This window comes from Thiofractor thiocamini, from assembly GCF_055384375.1.
Genome location: NZ_AP042389.1, coordinates 1920879 through 1943604, shown reverse-complemented (window position 1 = coordinate 1943604; position 22726 = coordinate 1920879). Strand labels below are relative to the sequence as shown.

Below are 22726 nucleotides of genomic sequence, written 5' to 3'. Positions count from 1 at the left end.
ACCTAAACTCTTTTTCTTATGACTTTATTTATGAAAGAAAAATAGATATAGCTTAAAAGATATAAAAATTTTTTAGATCCCAAACTTTTTCCTTTATACTTATAATTTTCATAGAGCATAATATGTTTTTTGAACATGTCAAATTTTGATTTAGAGATAGATGTTTCTGCGATTCTATAAAATAAAAGTTGATTGGAAAATTTATAACAGTAATCATGTTCTTGCAAAACCCTTAGCCACATATGGTAATCTTCAATTGCTTTATATTTTAGATCTTCATTAAAAAGAAAATTTTTGAGAATACTTTTTTTTAGTACTACTGAAGAGTTTGGTATTATATTTTTATAAATTAAGTTTTTGTGACTTATTTTTCTTGTTAGTATAGCATTTGAATCAACCAATAAAGAAGTTTCTTTTTCTATCTCCTGTTTATAATGAAATATTTTTATCTCACTTGCAGTAAAACCAATATCATACTTCAGCATATATTCTATTTGTAATTCTAACTTTTGATTGTGCCAAATATCATCCGAATCCAAAAAAGCAATATATTCACCCTTCGTAAGCTTTAGAGCATAATTTCTTGGAATTGCAGGGCATCCACTATTTTTTTCCAATCTATACAGTTTAATTCTATCATCATATTTAATATAATTTTTTATCAAATCATATGAACCATCATTAGAACAATCATCAATAATCAACATTTCAAAATTAGTATATGTCTGATTTAAAACAGAATCTATCGTTTCAATAATATATTTTTTGCTATTGTAACTCGGTGTTATAATAGTAACTAATGGTTTAATGCTCATTTAGATAATCCATTAATGATCTACTGAATATTTTATAATTTTCACTATCATCAAAGTATAAATCACCAAAATAAGATTTATCCCATACATTTTGAAAAAATGAGTATATTTCTTCATCATTATTTTTATATTCAGTTTTTAAAAGTTGAACCATCTTTTCATAAAGATCACTTAGTGCTTTCACTTTATAAATAATTTTACACTTATCATAAAATGCATCGCCCAAAACAATAACTTTTTTCTTATTTAGTATAGCTTCTGCTCCAGCCTTTGAATTAATAGTAATAATCAAAGCAGCCTTATTTAATACATCAAAATTATTAATATCAGGCTTTAACAATACTATATTTTTATCATTTTTTAACAATTGAACAACTCTTGACCTATCAATATCGCCCAACATTGCTGGATGTTCTTTTATGACTATCTTATATCCTAGCGGGAGATTCCTAGAAATATAATAGATGAATCCTAATTGATCTAAATATTCAGGCGATCTAATAGTTAAAGCAACATCATTCGGCACATGCATTGGAAAGTAAATAAATTTATCATTTGGAATATCCTGATAATAGTTTTTTAAGAGTATTTGGTTAATAAGCATTTTTATATGTTTCTTGACATGATGCCCAATATATGAAAATTCTTCCTTCTTTTTTAATAAAAGTTTTGAGTAAATCTTTTGAGTAAATCTTTTCAAATTATGAAGATTGATAATCTTATTTATAGGACTCTTGTATCCCTCTCTATCTTTTGTAGGTATCACAATCTTCTTTTCATTTAGTGTATTATACAAATATTCTTTTACATCACTGCTTATTGGCTTGATTTCATTATTTGGAATATTAATTGATTTTAAAGAATTTTTAATAAAAAAAACTCTGCCTCTATAAAATGATGGTTCTATAAAAATATTATCTATATTATTTTTTAGTGCGTAAAAGTATGTTGACAGTATAGAGCTAAATCCTCCTAATTCTTGAAAAACAATTATCTCTTCATTTCCTTGCTTTCTTATATCTTTAAATATTTTTTCCAAAGCATAAAAATAATTATTATATTTTTGCATAATATCTGTATCATCCTTTATATTAAAAGCAACTTTTTCATGGCTTAAAATCAAACTTGGATTTTTTATTTTATAAAGTTCTACATTTTTTTTAAACTTTTCATCAATATTTTCTATATAATTTACATAAGAAAAAATATTATAAGCTCTTATATTATTTTCTTCAATGTAAATACAACTATCTTCATGAAAAGCAATTATGTATACATCATAACCTTTCACTTGTAATTCTTTAGCTAAACCAACAAAAAATATAGTTTGATTCATAGCTAAAGTTGTAAATATTATTTTCATTTATATCCTTATAATAAATTTATCAGTTGCTACATCCAAAAGAAGTAGTAATTTGATAGTGATTCTTTAGTTTTTGATAAACAATCATATAGTCATTTAAAATGGCTACCCCTTACCATTGTCAAACAAATTTTCATTTGTTTAATCATTTTTGTTACTAGACTATTACCTTTTTAGTTTCTTCTCTCCCTTTAAGTTATTTTTTACAGGATTGTTTTTTTTATTTTTAAGATTTATATATTTATACAAATTACCTTCAAATAATATTGATATAATCAACAATAATACTTTTAAATAATATTTATATTGAACTAGAAAAATCATTTTACCACTTAATGTAAATATAATAAATGGCTGAACAACAAATGCAGCAAAAACTAAAGTCATATAATGCTTTTTTAATATAGCTTTATAGAATATTATAAGCAAAAATGACATTATTAAATACACTATTGATAATATTACATAGGATCCATAAACACCAAACATCTCTATTATAATCTGAGGAAAAGCTCCAGTATATTGTTGGTGAACATTCATATAATTATTATATGGTAATTCCTGATACATTATATAATGCAATGATGTATTTGTACCAGGAAGATGTGATTTATTGATAAATATATTATAAATAGCTTCTTCAAAATTGTAATGTTTAAGTATAAACAGTCTATGAAAGGCATGAGAAAACAATTCATTTTGCTGAACAAAAATTCTTTCTATAACATCATCTTTAGCTTCTATAATGCTTTTTCCTCGTTCATTAACAATATAACTAAACTTTACATAAACAAAGAAAAACAATATGCTACTACTAATAGTAATATATTTAATTAAACTATTTAATAATTTTTTATTCCATTTATAATCCAAAAAAATTAATGCAATTGGCAAAATAAAAAAACTAAAATTAATAAAAAATGCTGAAAATTTATTCCCTAAAAGTAATAAATATAACATATAAAGAAATAATGTATAAATTATTTTCTTTTTTAGTCTAACTCTTAAATTAGTATGTGCATAATAATAAGATACTCCTAAAAATATAAATATGAGTGATTGATATTTTAAAAAAAAAGACATCAATAATGTATGCTGAAAATCATATCTCTCTACTCCAGACAACAAAGGAATTCTATGCCCAAACCTAATAATATCTATCAATAAAATTAGCACAAGACATAATAAAAATATATAAATATAATAATATAAAGGGAATCCACAAAAAGAAATATCTTTTTTCAAATATTTTGTTTTTAAAATACTTAATCTATTTAGTTCTCTTCCACTAAAAACAATATAAATAATAGAGAATAATAAGAAATAATAAGAAATTAAAATTATAGTTGAACCATGATGCAAAGTTATATAATCAAATATTTCTCTTGAATATAGTCTATCATGCAATTCAATATAAAATGAAGATACAATTCTCCAAAACGACAATAAGATAATGCTAAAAAACATTACAATATAAAAGGGAGTCTTTTTAAACAATTTTAAAATTATATACATATAAATAATTATACTAATTATTGTAATAAATTGAATCAATTTTTAATCTCCATATTTTCAAATCTACCTTTTTAAAATACTTATCTATTCTTCCAAGTTTATCTATTTTTTTTCTTGTTAAAAAAGATTTTAATCCATAAATTTTAATATCATGTATCTTATTATCTCCATATTGTAGAAAATAACATATAATTAATTGTTTTATATTTACTTTTATATTCAACTCTTCAACATTTACTTTTATTAATTCATCAACAACTCTACTTGTAGATTTACCGTCAACTTTATAGCACCAAGTCTTTAAAAAATCTTCTCTCTTTTCTTGTTTTTTTTTACTTATACTTTTACCATTTAAATAATCTTTAATTACATTTTTTAGTTCATCATAAGAAGTAACTATATCACTACCTACTACATGCTCAGGAGAATAATACCATTCATTTGGATTTAGTTTCATTTCTATTGTAGAGTGACCTAATATCCAGCTCTCTATCCCTGTAGTACATGAGCGTTTTAGTTCTATGTCTGTAACAGATAATATATCCCAAATATACTCTTGAATTATCACGACAACCCTGTCTTTGTACTCTTTTAGCTCATTTTCTAATAAATTAAAATAATATGTATGCTCTTCTGATGGATGAAGCTTTAGTATAAAATTCACATTTTTAAATTCTTTTACCAATTTTACGAAAGCTTTTACTGCTATACCCCTTGATTTAAAATCTTTTTGTGGAATACTTTCTTCATCTTCAAACTCTTCCATAATTTTGCTATATCCTAAAGTATCACCATCTTTTTTAAAAAATTCCTGATTTTGAACTGCGAATTGTGCTTGTGTATAGTTTGTAGCAAAAGTAACTATCGGTAAATTTTCTTTTAAATTATATTTTTTTATAAATTCTTCTTTTGAAATAAGTGTTTTACTTAAAGGTTCTTTGTAAAAGTCAAATCGAGGAACTCCAACAACTTTAAGCTTATCTTCTGATATAGTTTTATTTTTAGCTGTTACTTCTTTCATGGGTTTATTCCACAAAAAGTGAAGTGCTACAGAACTTAAATCATTATCAACTCCCGCTGCAAATTCCCTATATTTTGCCAAGGTAGGGATACCTTCAGTTGGAAGTATAACAACCTTTACACCCCAATTTGCTACCTTTTTAAAATATTCTTGTCTTTTTTTATCATACAAATGGTTTATGACCACTATATGAGGTCTAAACCCTTGTATATAAAACTTTTCAAGACCATTTCTACAATATTCTACTTGAAAATTTTGTTTTTCCAATAATATGCCAAGATAAACATATCCGGGCAAATCTCTCCATTTATGATCAATGGATATTAAAATTCTTTTTTGCAAATTATTTACCTTTTAGTATTTTTTTCTTAAACATATTAATTTCTTGAATGTTCAATATTTTTAGAAAATATGCAAACAACATATATATAACTATAAATATAACATTTGCAAAAAAAGTATCCTCTACATAGAAATGTACTCCAAAAACAATAAAAAGAATTATAAAAGGGAATACTAAAATTTTCATATTTATTGAAATCGTATATCTATTTTGCATTAAAATTATAAATACAGTAGCAACAATAGTTGCAATTATTGCTCCGTAAATACCGAACAAGCTTATCAATAAATAATCTAAAACAATATTTAAACTTAAACCAATAAAATAAACCATTCCAATATATTTGGTTCTACCACTTAATAGTAATATTTGTTGTTGTATATACATTATTGTTAGCAATATAGGATAGATGGCATATAGGTAATAAGCATTGGTCAAAGATAAATATTCTTTTTTTGATATAAGTAAAACAAAAAAATTTAAATTTATCAGTAAAATTCCCATTGAAAATGTTAAAAATAAAAAAGAATATTTATATTGCCTTTTGATAAAAAAATATACTTTTTTATCCATTCTTTTTTTTTGATTAAATGCTGCAGTTAAATATGGATACACTACCCAAATAATTGGAGAACCGGCTAAATAGATATAATTTAGAAGTTTTGCTATAAAAGAATAAATACCCAAGTCTTCTTTCATATTCATACTTGCCAAAAAATAAAAATCTACATTTTGCATTAACCTCCATGAAATATCTGAGATAACTAATGGAATGCCAAATGCAATAGCATATTTAACAACTATTTTTCTAGTTTTTGTCTTAGTAAATTCTGAATAGTTGATTGAAAAAAAAGAATATAAAATTGTCATTAAAACATATAATATTAAATATGCCATCGCAATATGATATATATCATTTTTATGTAATACGTTTATGGTAATTATTATTGTAAATAATTCAATTACTTTCTCAACTACTCCCAAGAAAACTCTTGTACCAATCATTTTTCTATAATTTAAAAATCTACCAAGTTCATTATAAAGTAAACTAAAAAAATATATGGCTAAAAAAAGCACTGCTGATTGTTTATATTGCTCAATATTAAGAAACTGAAGCAAATCATTAATAAATAAATACAATATAGATCCAAATATTATATATAATAATAATTCTAAAAATAACAAAGATTTAAAATATGCGTATTGTATATTTGTATTTTTTCCTGGGATTTTAACGGATAAATATTTTTGTATGCCTAAAGTAAAAATAAAAGTAAGTATCGCAAATGAACTCTGTAAAAGAGTAAGTACTCCATACTCTGATACTGATAGATTTTTTGTCAATATTGATACTTGAATAGGGACAATCAGTAAATTTAAAACTCTAGGCAAGTACGAATAAATAATTTGTTTTCTTAATTTAGAAAGTTCTTTCAACTACAATACCTCATCTAAAAAATTATTTATTTTAATATCTTGTTTTTTAGAATAATTTTTTATATAAAATTTTACTGTTTCAATGTTTTTATGATAAAAGATTCTTCTTTTTTTACTACTAAGTCTATCTATTTTATTTTCAACGACATAATTTTTTGGTGGATAAACAGGACTTAATAACTCTAATGGTTTATAATAAATATAATGCATATAAAAAAAACTTAATATCTCATTTTTATCTATATTTACTCTTAATCTATCTACGTATCTAATACAATTTATATATTCATTTATATTTAGGGGATTAATATTAAAACTAAATGAGATATGTGGATTATCTCCAGCATTGACTACAACGATATCCTTATAAGCAAATTCATGTCCTACGGAGCCATATACAGTAAAAACTGCTCCGATACCTTCTTCCATTAATTGTAAATTAGATACTGATGGCTCTATAAAAATTATATTGTCACAATTTTTATATTTATTTTTTAACTCTAAAATTATTTTTTTATTTTGAGGCAAAGCATTTGGATGTGGTTTAATATACCATTCAAAATTAGTATTTTTTGCATTATCCAAAGTTGTTATAATCCATTCCCAAAAATCAGGAAAAAGCATATATCTATATATATGAGGACTATCGAAAAAATCATGTAATGGCACCAAAACTTTCATTTTATCAGTATTCAATAATATTTGATTAGTTTTTGCCTTATTATTAAAAGCAGATTCCCCTACCATATATGATAATGTACTATCATTTTTTCCTGCTAACCTATTTTCTAGTAGTTGTTTAGCTTTATAAAGATTTTTTTCTTTTTGTTTTTTATTAAGGCTATTAAATATTTGTGAATATTCCCAATAAGGCATTCGTCTATAATAATTAATATCTTCTAATTTTGTAATTAAAAAGCCATCTGTTTCTACAATAGAATATACTTCAATATTATGTTTTATGGCATACTTAGCAATTAAACCAGAAAAAATATAAGCCACATCGCCAGGAAGAACTGCTTTGATAATATTTTTAGAAAAATAGACATGGATACTTTTCAATATTAAACATGATTGAAAAATTACTAAGTACAATTTTATTGAATTTATGTTTATTGTTTTTTCATTGAATTTTCTTAAATAAGTATCATATATTAATTCTCCAACTGGAATACTATAAATTTTAATTTTTATAATATCTTGTTTAGAGTTTAAATTTTTAAAAATTTTATATGCATATATTAATGATGAAAAAATATATAACAAATTATATGAAAAACCTTGTCTTGTATTAAAAGACTCATAAATTTTTTTTAATTTTTTATTTACAAAAAAAGACATTAAGTCATATTTATCATAATCAAATTTAAAATATTTTACTTGACAATCATATTTTACAATTAAATTATTTACAATATACGCATAAGTCTCATTTACTGGATATGAATCTAAAAAATCAACTAAAACAATTTCTTTCGACTTTGGTTGCTTTTTAATTTTAAATCTTTTTTTGTTCAACTGTATATATTCTTTAATCTCAGATTTTAAATAAAATCTTTCTGTCAAATAATGTATTTTATCTAATATCCTACTAAACCTAGAGCTTAAATTTTCTATTCCCAATTATTAAGCCTCATTTTTTCTATATATTCCTTAATTGTCCTTTGAGGTTTCCATCCAAGTGCTTTAGTTTTTTCACTCATAACATCTGCAGTCATTCTGTTGCCCTTCCTTTCAGGTAACATTACTATATCTCCACCAAACATATAAGCAATTTCTTTTATCGTATAAGCTTCTTCGCTACCTATTCCAAATTCATCTCCATAGGCATTATTGCCTACAAGAATCAAAGCATCAATGATATCATCAATATGTGTAAAATTTCTTTTTTGAGTTCCGGGACTTACAATTGTAAGAGGTTCATTATTTTTCATCTTTTCCTTAAACAATGCTATCAGTGTTGCATACTTACCGGTTTTTATTTCTCTTGGACCATACACATTATAAAAGTAAGTGATAACATAGGGGACATTAAACCAAACTCCATAGTTTTTAACAAGTTCTGTATTACTAGCTTTTGTCCAAGCATAGGGAGATGCATTACGACCCAGTCCACCATCTCCAAATTTTGTACTACTTCCGGCATAAAGTATCTTACATCCGGCTCGACGAACAAACTCCAAAACAGCGAAAGTTCCCTCTTTGTTGAATCTCCAAACTTTCTCAATATCATCAAAGCTTTGTTCAACTCTTGAGTATTCACCAAGATGATAAACCATATCCGGAGTAAATTTTACAAGCTTTTCAATGTCTGTAGTATTCCCTTTAATGTAAGTTACATTATCTACATGATTATCTTCAGAGCCTGTAAAATAGTTATCTAAACTATATACCTCATTATTTATATCTTTCGCCAATCTTTCACAAAGATGCGAACCTATAAATCCTGCTCCACCCGTAACCAATATCTTTCTTTTCATTTTAATATCTCTTCTATAAATTCTCTAACGGCACCATCACCACCACTTTTATTAAGTCTGATTATGCCTGGTATATTTTTTATTTTATTAACTCCATTTGCTGGACAAGCTGCTAAACCTACAGATTCAAGTAACTCTCTACAGTTAATATCATCACCTATATATGCTACTTCATCTAACGATATATTTTCTTTTTTACATATCTCTTCAGCTATTTCCAACTTACCTTTATGTTCAACTCCTTGATAAATATAATCTACTTTTAATTTTTTAGCTCTGTTTTCTACTATTTTTGTTTTTTCACTTGTAATAATTCCTGTTTTTATGCCTGCTTTTCTCAAAAGTTCAAAACCTTTTCCATCTTGTGTGTTAAATTTTTTAAACTCAACTCCATTTTCTCCATAATACATTCCGGCATCAGTTAATGTTCCATCTACATCTGATAAAAATAGTTTTATTTTTTTTGATTGTTTTTTATTGCCTAATATATACTTTTGCATTAATTTTTCAGCAATTAACCAATCATCTTCTTCATCTATCTCAACTGCTGTAAATTCAGGCATTTCATATATAATTATTTTTCCACTCAAACGATTTTTATCTTTTTTAATATTTTTTATACGATTTATATAAAAAGCTCCATTTTCCATAAGCATACCATCAAAATCCTGTCTTCTAGGACGATTTTTATAATTATAGTTTAAAGGTTCACTATTCTCATTCCAATAAAACCGTTTTACTCTCACACATGTAAGAAGAGAATCAGCATTTTCTTTTTTTAACTTAGCCAATGCATTGTCAAAATCTTTAGTTTGTATTAATGGTGATGTAGCTTGAACCAATAAAAATATATCATTGTCATCAAAATTGTTTTTATTTATAAATTCAAGCATTACGGATTCAGTACTTGCAGTATCATTCGCATTTTTAGCTTCTCTATCATAAACTTTTACTTTAGATAAATTAAAATTATTTACAACAGATTTAATTTCATTACAATCTGTTGCTACAAATATTTCATCAATTTCCGCAGAGTTTTGTAAAGCATATAAGCTCCAATAAACTAATGGTTTGCCACAAAATTCTTTTATATTTTTAAATAGTATGGATTTACTTCCACATCTTGCAGGGATAAATGCTATATTCATACTTTTTTTTACTTTCTATTTTTTAGTTTATCTCTTTGAACTTGCTCTATAGGAAGTATATCTTTTTCTTTATAATGGAGTGCTTCATAAGTAGCGTTTAGATCCCGCACAAGTTTTCGTAGTCCATCCGGCTCTAAAGAAGCAGCATGATCTGTACCTTTCCACGTTCTATCTTTCGTAAAATGCCTTTCAATCCATCTTGCTCCTAAGGTATAGGCTGCTATATCTAATGCTATTCCTAAATGATGTCCTGAAAAACCTATTTCACATACTCTCTGATCATAATTTTCATACAACCATTTGATTTCAAGCAAAGAAACATCTTTTGCTGGAACAGGGTATCCTGAAGTACAAGAATAGATAAGAAGCCTAGATTTCGCTTGATTTGTCTCTTCAAAAAATTTTACTATCTCTTCTACTTCATTCCTGCTTGTCATTCCAATAGATAATTGAACTTGTCCCTTAAACTCATCCCTTAAAACTTTTAACATATCAAAATTATTATTACAAGCAGATGGTACTTTTAAAAATTCAGGTTCAAAAGTTATCATCTCTTTTGCACTCGTAACATCCCACACAGAAGTACTATAAATTATTCCTACATTATCACAATACTTTTTTAATTCTTTATGTTGTGCCACATTAAACTCAAGATATTCTCTATGTGCTCCATAGGTATCCCCATAAGAATTTTCAGGCACTGGGTGTGGCGCATTGTATTGTTCTTCTGTTAGAAGTTCTTTGTTGTTTCTTTTTTGAAACTTTACATAACCAGCTCCAGCTTTCTTTGCTAAATCAATTAACTCTTTTGCTATATCCATTTGTCCCATATGATTACAACCTATTTCAGCTATAACTTTTGGTGCTTTATAATCAAACTTAAATGCCATTTTTTTCCTTTTTTTTCAATCTACCGTATTTATCTGCATAACGTATAATATCATCTTCTCCAAAATAATCACCTAATTGCACTTCTGAAAATATAATATTTTCATTGGAGTCATTAATAATTTGATGCTTACAGCCTTTTGGAATATATATATATTTTCCTGGATAAGCCTCTATATGTGATTCTCCTAAAATTATTTTCCCTCTACCTTTTATTATTACCCAGTGCTCTTCCCTTCTTCTATGCTTTTGGAGACTAAGTTCACTTTTTGGAAAAATTGTAATTATCTTTGATTGTACAAAATTAGAAATCAAGGTGCTTTTATAAAACCCCCATGGACGATTAAAAATCTCAAAATCAATTGCATTTTCATTAATATTGCTAAAATCTTTTGTTAAATCCCATTTTATATCATGTAACAATAAAGTATGAAAAATTTTTTTTGTTAATACATTAACAAGTTTTTCATCTTCATCAACTATCGGTAAAAATGAAATTTTTTCAGATTTAAACTTATTACAAATAACTCCAAATTCATCTCCAACTAAAAGTTTCTCAAAATTTTTTTTATAACTTATTTCGGTATCTAAAAACTTGCCAGATATTAATTCTCTTCTTATATCTCCATCTGTTATTGTTCCAACAACCCTATTGTCATTATCAATTACTATTAAAAAACCATGTTTATTATCATCAATTTTTTTAAGAGCATCTAATATGGATGATTTTGTGTAAATCCAATATTTTTTTAATGACATTTTAATCTAACCTATCCCCTACTTCAAAATCTTTTTCAGAAATTTTACCTAAAACATCCTTCAAGTATTTAGGATGCAATCCATAACCAGGTCTTACACTTCTTACATTTTCCTCTGTGAAAACCTCACCTTTTTTTATATCTTTGGCCACATAAAGGCTTCTGCTGAATTGTCTTGATTTTTTCTTTTTTTCTGTCATGCTATAATCAACTTTTCCTAAAAGTTTTTCGGTATCTCGCACAGCTTGAATCATCTCTGCAAACTCTTTTTTATCAAGTGAAAAATCAGCATCAGCTCCACCAATGGATTTATCAAGTATAAAATGCTTTTCTATTACTTTTGCCCCTAATGTTGTTGCTACCACTGGAGCAGTTGTTCCCAACGTATGGTCAGAAAAACCACTTACAACGCCAAATGTTTCAGCTAGATTGGGAATTGTCAATAAATTGGCATCCTCTAAAGCAGCAGGATAGGCACTTGTACACTTTAGAAGAACTATCTCATCATTACCAACACTGCGACAAATATCAACTGCATCTTGAATCTCTTGTATGGTTGCGATGCCAGTTGAGATAATCATTGGCCGTCCTTTCGAGGCAGTATAACGGATAAGTTCATAGTCCGTAATCTCAAAAGAAGCAATTTTATAAGCAGATGGCTCAAACTGTTCCAAAAAATCTACAGCACTTTTATCAAAAGGAGATGAAAATATATCTATGTTTATCTCTCGTGCATATTCAAAAAGCTCTTTATGCCACTCCCAAGGGGTATATGCTTCTTTATATAAATCATACAAACTTTTACCATCCCAAAGGGTACCACCTTTAATGATAAAATCATCTTTTTTACAATTTAGGGTTAAAGTATCAGCTGTATATGTTTGAAGCTTCACAGCATTTGCACCTATCTCTTTTGCCGCTTTAATAGTATCGAGTGCTACTTGCAAATTTCCATTATGATTTGCACTTAGTTCAGCAATAATATACACGCCATCTTTGTTCAAATCAAAATTAACTATCTTCATCATTTGCCTTTTCTATTTTCAAGATATATTTTTTTCCATTTTTATAAAAAAATGCCGGATAATTTTCATTGTCAACTATTCTTAATAAATTAAATTGTTCATCTATAGTTTTATAAATATCTAATTCACTATCTTTAGAAGTCCTTTTTTTATAGAAACTTTCTACTCCTTTTTGCTTAAAAGGAGTAGAAAGTTTTTGATAATTCAATAAAAAATCATGACACATTTCAATTATAAAATTTGCTTGTTTCTCTCTTAATTCATCATTTAATTCATAACCGTTTAACACAAGGGTCTTTTTCATATAGATATCACCATCATCAATGCCACTTGAAGCTTCAAACATAGAAAAAACTATATTGTCTTTACTTTCAAGAATTTGCCAAAACATAGGAGCCCATCCTTTGCCTCTTGGTAAGTCACTTGCATGAACAACTATATTGTGTTTATTATTTGCTAATCTTTCTATTGGTATGAGTTTATGATAACTTAAAATAAAAACAACATCATAATTAGTCATCAGTTCTTTATGACAAAAGAAAACTTTACTATTATTAATTTTCTTTTTCAATATCTTAGCATAAGGGACAAACCATTGATTAGGTGATGTTAGAATAGCAACTTTCATTTTAGTTTCCCAATTTGTTTTTTTATTCTACTGTATAGTATATTTTTATTAAACTGCTCAAGTGGGGAAAAATTATTTTTTTCTAAGTATTCGTATATATCTTTTTGATTCTTTTCAGTCTTTACAGCAATAAAGGGAAGTTTCATAAAGTATGCTTCATTAACTGTAACACTTGGAGTTAAAATTGCAAAATCACTTAAGTGCATAAGTTTTGCAATTTCAGAACTGTTTATATGTAAAGCAATGTTGTCTTTATTTGATACATAATTTTTTAATTCATAAAGATTACTATTAGCTGTCGTTGTTACAACATGTATTTCAATATTGTCAAATTTTTGTAAAACATCTAATATCTTTATATTTAAATTTTGACTATCTGCACCACCCATAGCGACTAAAACATTTATATGATTATTTTTTGTTTTTGCTGGAAAATTTTGATAAAATTCATCTCTTAAAAGAGTATACTTACTGCCGCATCGAACTTTACACTCTTTTGGCACTAAACCTTCATACCTCTTTTTATCAGCACTGATATTATGATTTAGAAGTATATCACAATGGTGTTTTTCATAAGTGTCATCAAGTACCATTATAGTTAAATTGGGATTTTGTTCTTTTAGTTTTTTCTCAAACTTATAGTTTATGCCGTAATGATCAATCACAAGCATATCTGTATGATATTTTTGTATCAGTTCATTCAATTCTTCAAATTTATCTGTTTGTAAAATCTCTAGTTTATATCCAGCTTCAGAAATTTTAGTATTTATATTTCCCTCTAAATCTTGCATCGCAAAAATAATATTTGCATCTTTGTACTGAGAAACCAAAACTAAATCACGCATGATATGCCCAGTACCTATATAAGAAGATGAATCTGCTCTAAAAATGATATTTTTCATGCTTGGGTACTCTCTTTATTTATCACCTCGTACATATATTCAGCCCGTTTCCAATCTTCTAAAGTGTCAATATCCTGCACTAAATGTCTAGGTAATATAATAGGAATACTTACTTCACTAAAAAGTATTTTATTGGTACTATGTTTTTCTTTTACTCTATTTGTCCAGTAAAACTGTCCTGCATCTTGGTAAGCTTCTTCTAAATCTTGACTCCTAGCCATATAATGCTCTGGTGTAAACATTTCACATCTTCCACTTTCATCTACTTTAAAAGTTCTCTGAATAGGGAAAGGCATCGTAGTTGCACTAAAAGCATTCACAGCATCACTATTTTTCAGTTTTTCAAATCCTTCAATAAGATATTTTTTTTGCAAAAGTGGAGCTGTTGCATATATAGTGCATATATATTCATACCTCTCTCCTTGCTTTTCAAGATACTTAACGGCATGATTGACCACATCTTGTGTTCCTGTGAAATCATCTGAAAGCACTTTTGGACGAAAAAAAGGCACTTCCGCACCATACTCTTTCGCAATTTTTGCTATCTCTTCATCATCTGTAGTCACGATAACCTTTTTGAAAAGATTTGAAGCAAGAGCTGTTTCTATACTATATGCAATGAGAGGTTTACCAAAAAAATCTTTTATATTTTTCTTTGGTATGCGTTTACTTCCACCACGAGCAGGGATGACAGCTATTGCATTTTTAGCCATTTAAAATCTCCATCAAAGTTTTTATGACATATTTTTGTTCTTCATCACTAAGCAAAGGATACATAGGAAGAGAAAAACACTGTTCATAATATTTGTCCATATTTGGAGTATGTTCCTTTCCATAACCTAAACTTTTGTAGTATGGCTGCTTGTTAATAGGCATATAGTGAAGTTGAATTCCTATATTTTTTTCTTTTAGTCTATTAAACAAATCTACTTTTGAAATATTTAAAGAGTTGAAATCAACTTGAACAACATAAAGATGATAGGACGTTTTTCCATTAAAAGTATACAGGGGTTTAACTATTGAATTTTTAAATGCTTTATCATATTGTTTTGCTATTTCTATTCTACGAGATATAAAAAAAGGAAGTTTTTTTAACTGAGAAAGTCCCAAGGCACACTGTATATCTGTAATGCGATAATTAAAACCGAGTTCTCGCATCTCATACTCCCAAGGTTTCATACCGCTAGCTTTTACCATGCCATGGTTTCTAAGGATCAGAAGTTTTTCATATAGCTCTTTTGAGTTAGTAGTAATCGCTCCACCCTCGGCAGTTGTTAAATGCTTGACAGGATGAAAAGAGAAGATACTTATCTCACTGTTTGTACAAGATCCGGCTTTAATGCCGTTATAATTTGCACCTATAGCATGAGCATTATCCTCAAGTATAATTATATTATATGTTTCTTTTAAGTATTGCAGTTTTTCTTGATTGAGCATATTGCCGCTAAATGCCACACCGTAAAGAGCTTTAATGGTGGAATCTTTTTTTAACTCTTCTTCACATAAATCTAGATCAATATTTCCATCTTGTGCAATATCTACAAAAACAGGCTTCGCTCCGGCATATACAATAGAATTGGAAGTTGCTAAAAAAGAGTTTGGAGTTGTTAAAACTTTATCATCTTTTTTTAATAATACTAGCGATGCCAAATGAAGAGCAGCCGTTCCATTAGAAACTGCTACACAATATTGTGCTCCACAATACTCACTTAAAGCATTTTCAAACTCTTTTATTTTTGGGCCAGTAGTGAGATAGTCGGATTGTAAAGTTGCTACAACACTATCAATATCATCTTGTTCTATTGATTGCTTGCCGTAAGGAATAAATTTCATATTATGACTTCTTATCCATTTCTAAAAATTCTTCTTTTGTCAGCCACGCTGTGTTATTTAAAGAATTATATTCAAATCCTATACCAATCTCTTTACCCTTTTGACCTAAGGCATTTATATTATAATTTACCTTATGTACAAATTGTATAGTTGGTGTTATAACATAATAATCACTAAATTCTACTACTGTATCATTCTCCGTTATCATTACTTCATGCATTTTTTCTCCGGGTCTTATGCCTATAACCTTATGTGGCAAATCTGGAGCAAGAGCTTTGGCCAAATCTGTTATTTTCATTGATGGAATTTTGGGAATAAATATTTCACCGCCATGCATTCTTTGAAAATTATTTAATACAAAATTTACACCATCTTCAAGAGTTATTAAAAATCTTGTCATATTCACATCAGTAATTGGTAACTCTTTTGTTCCATTGGCAATAAGTTGCTTAAAATACGGGACTACTGAACCGCGACTACCAATAACATTGCCATATCTTACAACAGAAAATCTAGTTTTTCTTGTACCAACTATATTGTTAGCAGCTACAAAAAGTTTGTCGGATGCTAACTTGGTAGCACCATACAAATTAATTGGTCCTGATGCTTTATCGGTTGATAATGCTATGACTTTTTCAATATTATTTTTTATTGCTGCTTTAATAACATTTTCAGCACCAGTTATATTGGTTTTTATACACTCCATAGGATTATACTCTGCAACTGGAACATGTTTAAGTGCTGCTGCATGAATAACATAATCTACTCCATCCATAGCCTCATATAGTCTGCTAGAGTCTCGTACATCACCAATAAAATATCTCATACATGGATTATTATATGTTTGTGCCATTTCATATTGTTTTAATTCATCTCTACTATAGATAATTATCTTATTTGGCTTATACTCTTTAAGTATAATATCTGTATATTTTTTTCCAAAACTTCCTGTTCCACCTGTTATAAGTATATTTTTATTATTAAACATTACAATCTCCCGTCAATTAAATTTTTATCGAAAAAACCTTTTATATCGAATATAACTTGCGGATGGGTGGATGGGTGGATGGGTGGATGGGGTAAGAGTTCAAGGTTGTATTCTCTTTTTACTTCTTTTGGGTCAGCCCAGGGGTCGTGTACATCTACATTGCAACCAAATTCTTGCAATTCTCGTATAACATCTATGACTATACTGTTTCTTATGTCAGGGCAGTTTTCTTTGAAAGTAATTCCTAAAACCAATACTTTGCTACCTTTTATAGTATGTCCTTTTTGGATCATCAGTTTTACTACTTTATTTGCTACGAAGATTCCCATGTTGTCATTTGTTCTTCTGCCTGCGAGTATGATCTCCGGATGATATCCTATCTCTTTTGCTTTATACGCAAGATAGTATGGGTCAACTCCTATGCAATGCCCTCCTACAAGCCCGGGCCTAAACTGTAAAAAGTTCCATTTAGTTCCTGCTGCTTCTAATACATCTTTTGTATCTATTCCTAATTTATCAAATATAAGCGCGAGTTCATTGACAAATGCTATATTTATATCTCTTTGAGCATTTTCTATCACTTTTGCAGCTTCTGCAACTTTAATCGAAGAGGCCAAGTAAGTTCCGGCTTCTATAATACTTGCATATAGTTCATCGATTAGTTTGGCAACTTCGGAGGTACTTCCACTTGTTACTTTCTTTATCTTTGTTACGGTGTGTTTTTTATCTCCGGGGTTTATGCGCTCTGGGGAGTAGCCACAGTAGAAACCCTCTGGGTTTAATTGAGAATTGAGAATTGAGAATTGAGAATTATCTTGGGAGATGTATTTTAGTCCGCTTGCTTTTTCTAAAACCGGGACACATACTTCTTCTGTGCATCCGGGGTATACTGTGCTTTCGTATATGACTATGTCATTTGGTTTTAAGACTTTTCCTATGGATTCGCTTGCTTTTACAAGTGGTGTTAGGTCAGGGTTTTTATGTTTGTCTATCGGAGTTGGGACTGTTACTATATAGATGTTGCAATCAGCTATATCTTCAAGTTTGTTTGTAAACTCCATACCGTTTTGTATAGCTTCCTTTACCTGCTTCTCACTTAGTTCAAGAGTTCTATCATACCCTTTTCTCAACTCATCTATACGCCACTGAGCTATATCAAAACCGACTACTTTGTACTTTGAGCTAAATGCATGAGCTAATGGTAAGCCTACATAGCCAAGACCGATTATAGCTAATTTGGTGGATGGGTGGATGGGTGTATGAGAGTATGGGTGGATGGGTGCTTCAGGATTGTTATTTTCTTGCATTTGTGTTCCTATTTTTTAAATATTTTATAAAATTTAGTAATTTTTTTCTTATGATTTCTATATCGGCTAATATTTTGTCTGTTACTTCTTTATTGATAAACTTTAACTCCATAGATACTATAATTTGAGTTTCTACTTCAGATAAAGAGCCTAAAGATATATAGCAAAATTGTATAAATTCTTTATTGCTATTTCTTGCAGAGCCTTCAGCTATATTGCTTGGAATCGATACAGAAGCTCGTCTAAGTTGACTTATCAGTCCAAATTGTTCATTTGTTGGAAATTTTTCAGTTATTTTATATATTTCTTTAACTAGCGATATGGACATTTTCCAAATATCCAAATCCTTATGCGTCCTTATCTCACTCATAAATCTATCTACTCCTTCACTCATCTACCCATACTCTCATTCGCTAATTCCTCTAAGTTCTCTTTGTAACTCATCATACTCTTTTTTCTTTATTTGTATATATTTTCTAGTTAATTCTATCTTTTCTTTTATGCCTTTTTCCGTTAGCAGATATCTATACTGATTTTTGTTCTTGTTTTTAAAAAAATTGTCTGCTTTTATAAGGCCTTTGTCTATGAGGGCTTTTAGGACATAGTTGGTTTTTCCTATACTAATGCCGAGTTTTTGTGAAAGTTTTTTTTGATTTTGCATAACTTCCACATATCTTAAAACTGATAATGTCAACTCTTCTTGTTGCATATATCTGCATCCTTTTATGTTTTATCTTAATTTTTTTAAGCTATCTACAATAAAATCTAGATAATGATTATCTTCTATAAATGAATCAATAAGCTCTTGTTTTAAATTTGGTTCTAATTTTGAAATAAGATCTAAAATATCATTTTCAAACGGTTCAATCTTTTGTTGAATTATGCTCCATACTATATCTTGGTCAATTCCAAAGTATTCATGTGATATTTGATTTCTAAAATTTACAATTCTTCTATAATTTTGTTTTATAAGTTTATCTCTCAGCAGATACTTTGATGCTTCACCGATTATCTCAAACTCCCTTACAATACTGTCCCAAGAAGTAAAATCATACACAAGCTTCTCTACGTTATCAAAATCACCGGAAACTTTTTTGATCTTCTGTATTGCTACATATATATCAAAAATAAATAGCTCTATATTTCTACCAACTTGATTTGCATCAAACATATATAAAATCTTTTTTTATTCTATTTTTTATAAAAGTTTTCATAGATTTTAAAGTTCCAATATCAACTGACCTTTGCAGTATATTTGAAAGATACTCTTTTGCATCAAGCAGTGCAAAAGGATCCTTCAAATTCAATTTTATTACCGCGATATCCACATCACTGTCCTTTGTGTCAGTTCCCTTTGCAATACTCCCAAATACGGCAAATTCTTCTATACCATAGCATTCACTTAGTATGGGTTTTAATTCTTTAAGTTTATCTATAATTGAGGTATTCATTGTATCATTTTCCTAAATTTATCTTTTAGCGACTTGTGATTTTAATTTTTCTATCATTTTTCACACTCTTTTGCTTCAAGTTCATCTTTGTGTTTTGCCATGAACTTTTTACCTATGCCTTTGACTTTGATAAGCTCATCTACACTTTGAAAGCACTTATGCTTTTTTCTATAATGCAAGATGGCTTTTGCCTTTTTTGGTCCTATGCCCTTTATCCCGATAAGCTCCTTTTTTGTGGCACTGTTTATATCGAGTGCAAAAAGCGATACAAATGTAAATAATAAAATAATAATTTGTTTCACTGTATCTTCTCCTGTTTATATCATTTGGTACTTTTTATGCACTTTGTCTCTATATATGTCATAGTGTTGTAAATGATAGTAGTTCCTCGTCTGTTTTAAGTTTTTGAGTTATCATAGCAAGATAGCCTTTTTCATGATATGGCGCACAAACGGACTTTTTAATTCTCCATTATCAAGCACTATGTCTATCTTTTGTTCTCCAAAATATTTAAAAAATTCAACTCTTAAGTGTCTCAAATCTTTTTTTGTAATGTCATCAGAAACTACAAGCAAGTCTATATCTCCGCCCTTTTTTGTATCATCTACTCTGCTCCCAAAGAGATATAGCTCTGCATTTGAAGAAAGAGATCGTAATTTGTTTTTCAATACATTTATCTGCTCTTTTTCAAGCCTCATATCTTCTCCGATGATTGATCAATACATTAAGCATATTGCATTCAATTTTTGAATTTTATCTAAAGTTTGCTTAAGATTTTATATTTAAACATTAATTACTAATCGATAGTGAATTATACTTTGTATCAATTATATCTTTACACATAATCTCTATATCATTTTGGGTTATGTTTATATCTTTTGTTTTCTTGATATTTTTCAGCCAATCCAAGGGAAAAGTTTTCAACCTGTATATCAGTATATCTTTTTGAATCACAGCCTTTTCATTTGCTATTTTTAAAACTTCTTCCCAATTAAACTCTTCATGAAATGCCAAACAAAAAAGATCAAATACATCTTTTTCTTCATCTCTGTTGATTATGGTATTGACTTTGTTTGTGAGTATATTTAACTTATTATCTACTCTTATATTGTTAAAAATATTGCTTTTTTTATATCTATAAACCCTGTCATTTACAAAGTCTATCTGCAAAATATCTTCAATTATAATTCTATAAAAATCTTTTGATGTAACTTCAGTTTTAACTTTAAAATCTTTTTCAAGTTCAAGCATAGCCTCTTTTACATTTTCGTTAAAATTTTCTCCAAATGTTTCAAAGATATCCAAATCATCTGAATATCTTGCACCATAATAAAACCTGTGAAGAGCAGTTCCGCCGGTAAGATAAAACTCATTTTCCAAAGAAAAAATTACACTTAAGACTTTATCTTGAATATCATACAATTTTTTATAATCTAAAATTTTCTCCACTGTAAATCCTCTATATCTTGCATATCTCCATAAAGCAAATATTTTAAAACTTTTACTTTTTTATTGATATAATTTTTATTGTATGATATATGCAAATCTTCAAACATTTTTTTTAAATCCTGTTTACTAAAAATTTGTAAATCTTTTAAACTATCCGTTGAATTATATATAATTTTTTCAAATAACTTTTTTTTCTTTCTATAGTCATCACTTTTTATAGTATCTGCTATATCCTCTTTAGTAAGATTATAATCCCAAAAACACTCTTTTAAAATGCGGTCATAGTTTACTTCTTTCATTTGATCCTCAAATATTTTAGGTTATGGACTTATATATTATACCATTATTTGTAACCGTTCGGGTTTTTGCTTTGCCAATTCCAGCTATCTTTGCACATCTCTTCTACGCCTCTTTTTGCTTCCCATCCGAGTATCTCTTTGGCATAGGATGGATCGGCGTAACATTTGGCTATATCACCGGGTCTTCTTTTTGTGATTTGATATGGTACTTTTTTTCCGCTTGCTTTTTCAAAAGCTTTTACCATGTCAAGCACACTGTAGCCTTGACCTGTTCCAAGATTGAGTATCAATGGAGAGTTGAGAGTGGAGAATCGAGAATTATCAAAATACTCCAATGCTTTTACATGTGCGTTTGCAAGGTCAACTACATGTATATAGTCTCTAACTCCCGTACCGTCTTTTGTATCATAATCATCTCCAAAAACATTTAGATACTCTCTTTTGCCGACTGCAACTTGGGAGATATAAGGCATCAAGTTATTTGGTATGCCGTTTGGATCTTCTCCTATAAGTCCGCTTTTATGAGCTCCTACGGGATTAAAATATCTAAGTATGGCTATCTTCCAACTGTTGTCACTTTTATACAAATCTTTTAGCATCTCTTCTATGATATATTTGCTTCTTCCGTATGGATTGGTAGTGGCACCAACCGGAAAATCCTCTTTTATGGGAGTAGTTTTAGGATCACCGTAAACCGTAGCGGATGAACTAAAGACTATCTTTTTACAGTTAAACTCTTTCATCACTTCAAAAAGAGTTATACTCCCGCAAACATTATTTTGATAGTACATCAAAGGCTTTTTAACCGACTCTCCTACAGCTTTAAGCCCGGCAAAATGAATAACACTGTCTATATCATATCTTTTAAAAACATTTCTCAAGTTATCTGTATCTCTTATATCACCTTCGACAAACACTACCTCTTTTTTGATGATTTTTTCTACTCTTTTTATAGCAACTTTTGAAGAGTTGCAAAGGTTGTCATACACTACAAATTCATATCCCGCGTCTGAAAGTTCAACTAAAGTATGACTCCCTATATACCCGGCTCCGCCAGTAACTAATATCTTCAAACT

At 28.4% G+C, this 22726-nt stretch carries 26 protein-coding genes; all 26 read right to left on the bottom strand.

Annotated features, from left to right (window positions below):
• Positions 1–2: 2 nt before the first annotated feature.
• Complete coding sequence (locus ACZ47B_RS09895; protein WP_464894366.1) at positions 3–815, bottom strand: glycosyltransferase family 2 protein; 813 nt, start codon at positions 813–815, stop codon at positions 3–5.
• The gene (locus tag ACZ47B_RS09890; protein WP_464894365.1) at positions 805–2178 is read right to left on the bottom strand and encodes a capsular polysaccharide export protein, LipB/KpsS family; all 1374 of its coding nucleotides are present in this window, start codon (positions 2176–2178) and stop codon (positions 805–807) included. The genes ACZ47B_RS09895 and ACZ47B_RS09890 overlap by 11 nt, the downstream gene beginning before the upstream one ends.
• Positions 2179–2343: 165 nt before the next feature.
• Positions 2344–3732, bottom strand: coding sequence for a DUF6418 domain-containing protein (locus ACZ47B_RS09885; RefSeq protein ID WP_464894364.1), 1389 nt, complete (start codon positions 3730–3732; stop codon positions 2344–2346).
• Positions 3707–5056, bottom strand: a complete 1350-nt coding sequence (locus ACZ47B_RS09880) for a surface carbohydrate biosynthesis protein (RefSeq protein WP_464894363.1) — start codon at positions 5054–5056, stop codon at positions 3707–3709. The genes ACZ47B_RS09885 and ACZ47B_RS09880 overlap by 26 nt, the downstream gene beginning before the upstream one ends.
• 1 nt (position 5057) lies before the next feature.
• Positions 5058–6494, bottom strand: coding sequence for a lipopolysaccharide biosynthesis protein (locus tag ACZ47B_RS09875; RefSeq protein ID WP_464894362.1), 1437 nt, complete (start codon positions 6492–6494; stop codon positions 5058–5060).
• Positions 6495–8117 (bottom strand): hypothetical protein, encoded by a 1623-nt coding sequence (locus ACZ47B_RS09870; RefSeq protein ID WP_464894361.1) that lies wholly within the window; start codon positions 8115–8117, stop codon positions 6495–6497.
• Entirely contained in the window at positions 8108–8974 is an 867-nt protein-coding gene (locus tag ACZ47B_RS09865; RefSeq protein WP_464894360.1) for an NAD-dependent epimerase/dehydratase family protein, read from the bottom strand. Before ACZ47B_RS09865 ends, ACZ47B_RS09870 begins: the two co-directional genes overlap by 10 nt.
• Positions 8971–10122: a cytidylyltransferase domain-containing protein gene (locus ACZ47B_RS09860; RefSeq protein ID WP_464894359.1), complete on the bottom strand. Its 1152-nt coding sequence runs from the start codon at positions 10120–10122 to the stop codon at positions 8971–8973. The genes ACZ47B_RS09865 and ACZ47B_RS09860 overlap by 4 nt, the downstream gene beginning before the upstream one ends.
• An 8-nt stretch (positions 10123–10130) precedes the next feature.
• Complete coding sequence (locus tag ACZ47B_RS09855) at positions 10131–11012, bottom strand: N-acetylneuraminate synthase family protein (RefSeq protein WP_464894358.1); 882 nt, start codon at positions 11010–11012, stop codon at positions 10131–10133.
• Positions 11002–11769 carry a CBS domain-containing protein gene (locus ACZ47B_RS09850; protein ID WP_464894357.1) on the bottom strand — a complete coding sequence of 256 codons (768 nt, stop codon included), beginning with the start codon at positions 11767–11769 and terminating at the stop codon, positions 11002–11004. The genes ACZ47B_RS09855 and ACZ47B_RS09850 overlap by 11 nt, the downstream gene beginning before the upstream one ends.
• Before the next feature lies 1 nt (position 11770).
• Positions 11771–12793 (bottom strand): pseudaminic acid synthase, encoded by a 1023-nt coding sequence (gene pseI / locus ACZ47B_RS09845; protein ID WP_464894356.1) that lies wholly within the window; start codon positions 12791–12793, stop codon positions 11771–11773.
• Positions 12780–13421 carry a formyltransferase family protein gene (locus ACZ47B_RS09840; protein WP_464894355.1) on the bottom strand — a complete coding sequence of 214 codons (642 nt, stop codon included), beginning with the start codon at positions 13419–13421 and terminating at the stop codon, positions 12780–12782. Before ACZ47B_RS09840 ends, pseI begins: the two co-directional genes overlap by 14 nt.
• Positions 13418–14323, bottom strand: coding sequence for a UDP-2,4-diacetamido-2,4,6-trideoxy-beta-L-altropyranose hydrolase (gene pseG / locus ACZ47B_RS09835; RefSeq protein ID WP_464894354.1), 906 nt, complete (start codon positions 14321–14323; stop codon positions 13418–13420). Before pseG ends, ACZ47B_RS09840 begins: the two co-directional genes overlap by 4 nt.
• Positions 14320–15036 (bottom strand): pseudaminic acid cytidylyltransferase, encoded by a 717-nt coding sequence (pseF, locus tag ACZ47B_RS09830; RefSeq protein ID WP_464894353.1) that lies wholly within the window; start codon positions 15034–15036, stop codon positions 14320–14322. The genes pseG and pseF overlap by 4 nt, the downstream gene beginning before the upstream one ends.
• Entirely contained in the window at positions 15029–16156 is a 1128-nt protein-coding gene (gene pseC, locus ACZ47B_RS09825) for a UDP-4-amino-4,6-dideoxy-N-acetyl-beta-L-altrosamine transaminase (protein WP_464894352.1), read from the bottom strand. Before pseC ends, pseF begins: the two co-directional genes overlap by 8 nt.
• A 1-nt stretch (position 16157) precedes the next feature.
• Positions 16158–17144, bottom strand: a complete 987-nt coding sequence (pseB, locus tag ACZ47B_RS09820) for a UDP-N-acetylglucosamine 4,6-dehydratase (inverting) (RefSeq protein ID WP_464894351.1) — start codon at positions 17142–17144, stop codon at positions 16158–16160.
• Positions 17144–18451: a nucleotide sugar dehydrogenase gene (locus ACZ47B_RS09815; protein ID WP_464894350.1), complete on the bottom strand. Its 1308-nt coding sequence runs from the start codon at positions 18449–18451 to the stop codon at positions 17144–17146. The genes pseB and ACZ47B_RS09815 overlap by 1 nt, the downstream gene beginning before the upstream one ends.
• Entirely contained in the window at positions 18438–18821 is a 384-nt protein-coding gene (locus tag ACZ47B_RS09810) for a four helix bundle protein (RefSeq protein ID WP_464894349.1), read from the bottom strand. The genes ACZ47B_RS09815 and ACZ47B_RS09810 overlap by 14 nt, the downstream gene beginning before the upstream one ends.
• Positions 18822–18857: 36 nt before the next feature.
• Positions 18858–19160, bottom strand: coding sequence for a MarR family EPS-associated transcriptional regulator (locus ACZ47B_RS09805; protein ID WP_464894348.1), 303 nt, complete (start codon positions 19158–19160; stop codon positions 18858–18860).
• A gap of 21 nt (positions 19161–19181) precedes the next feature.
• Positions 19182–19622 (bottom strand): HepT-like ribonuclease domain-containing protein, encoded by a 441-nt coding sequence (locus ACZ47B_RS09800; protein WP_464894347.1) that lies wholly within the window; start codon positions 19620–19622, stop codon positions 19182–19184.
• Positions 19615–19902 carry a nucleotidyltransferase family protein gene (locus tag ACZ47B_RS09795; protein WP_464894346.1) on the bottom strand — a complete coding sequence of 96 codons (288 nt, stop codon included), beginning with the start codon at positions 19900–19902 and terminating at the stop codon, positions 19615–19617. The genes ACZ47B_RS09800 and ACZ47B_RS09795 overlap by 8 nt, the downstream gene beginning before the upstream one ends.
• 53 nt (positions 19903–19955) lie before the next feature.
• Positions 19956–20204 carry a ComEA family DNA-binding protein gene (locus ACZ47B_RS09790; protein ID WP_464894345.1) on the bottom strand — a complete coding sequence of 83 codons (249 nt, stop codon included), beginning with the start codon at positions 20202–20204 and terminating at the stop codon, positions 19956–19958.
• Between the two features lie 111 nt (positions 20205–20315).
• Complete coding sequence (locus tag ACZ47B_RS09785) at positions 20316–20600, bottom strand: nucleotidyltransferase family protein (protein WP_464894344.1); 285 nt, start codon at positions 20598–20600, stop codon at positions 20316–20318.
• Positions 20601–20691: 91 nt separating this feature from the next.
• Positions 20692–21351 carry a nucleotidyl transferase AbiEii/AbiGii toxin family protein gene (locus ACZ47B_RS09780; protein ID WP_464894343.1) on the bottom strand — a complete coding sequence of 220 codons (660 nt, stop codon included), beginning with the start codon at positions 21349–21351 and terminating at the stop codon, positions 20692–20694.
• Complete coding sequence (locus ACZ47B_RS09775; protein ID WP_464894342.1) at positions 21336–21650, bottom strand: hypothetical protein; 315 nt, start codon at positions 21648–21650, stop codon at positions 21336–21338. The genes ACZ47B_RS09780 and ACZ47B_RS09775 overlap by 16 nt, the downstream gene beginning before the upstream one ends.
• 44 nt (positions 21651–21694) lie before the next feature.
• A complete protein-coding gene (galE, locus tag ACZ47B_RS09770; RefSeq protein WP_464894341.1) occupies positions 21695–22723 on the bottom strand; it encodes a UDP-glucose 4-epimerase GalE in 1029 nt (342 codons plus the stop codon).
• Positions 22724–22726 lie beyond the last annotated feature (3 nt).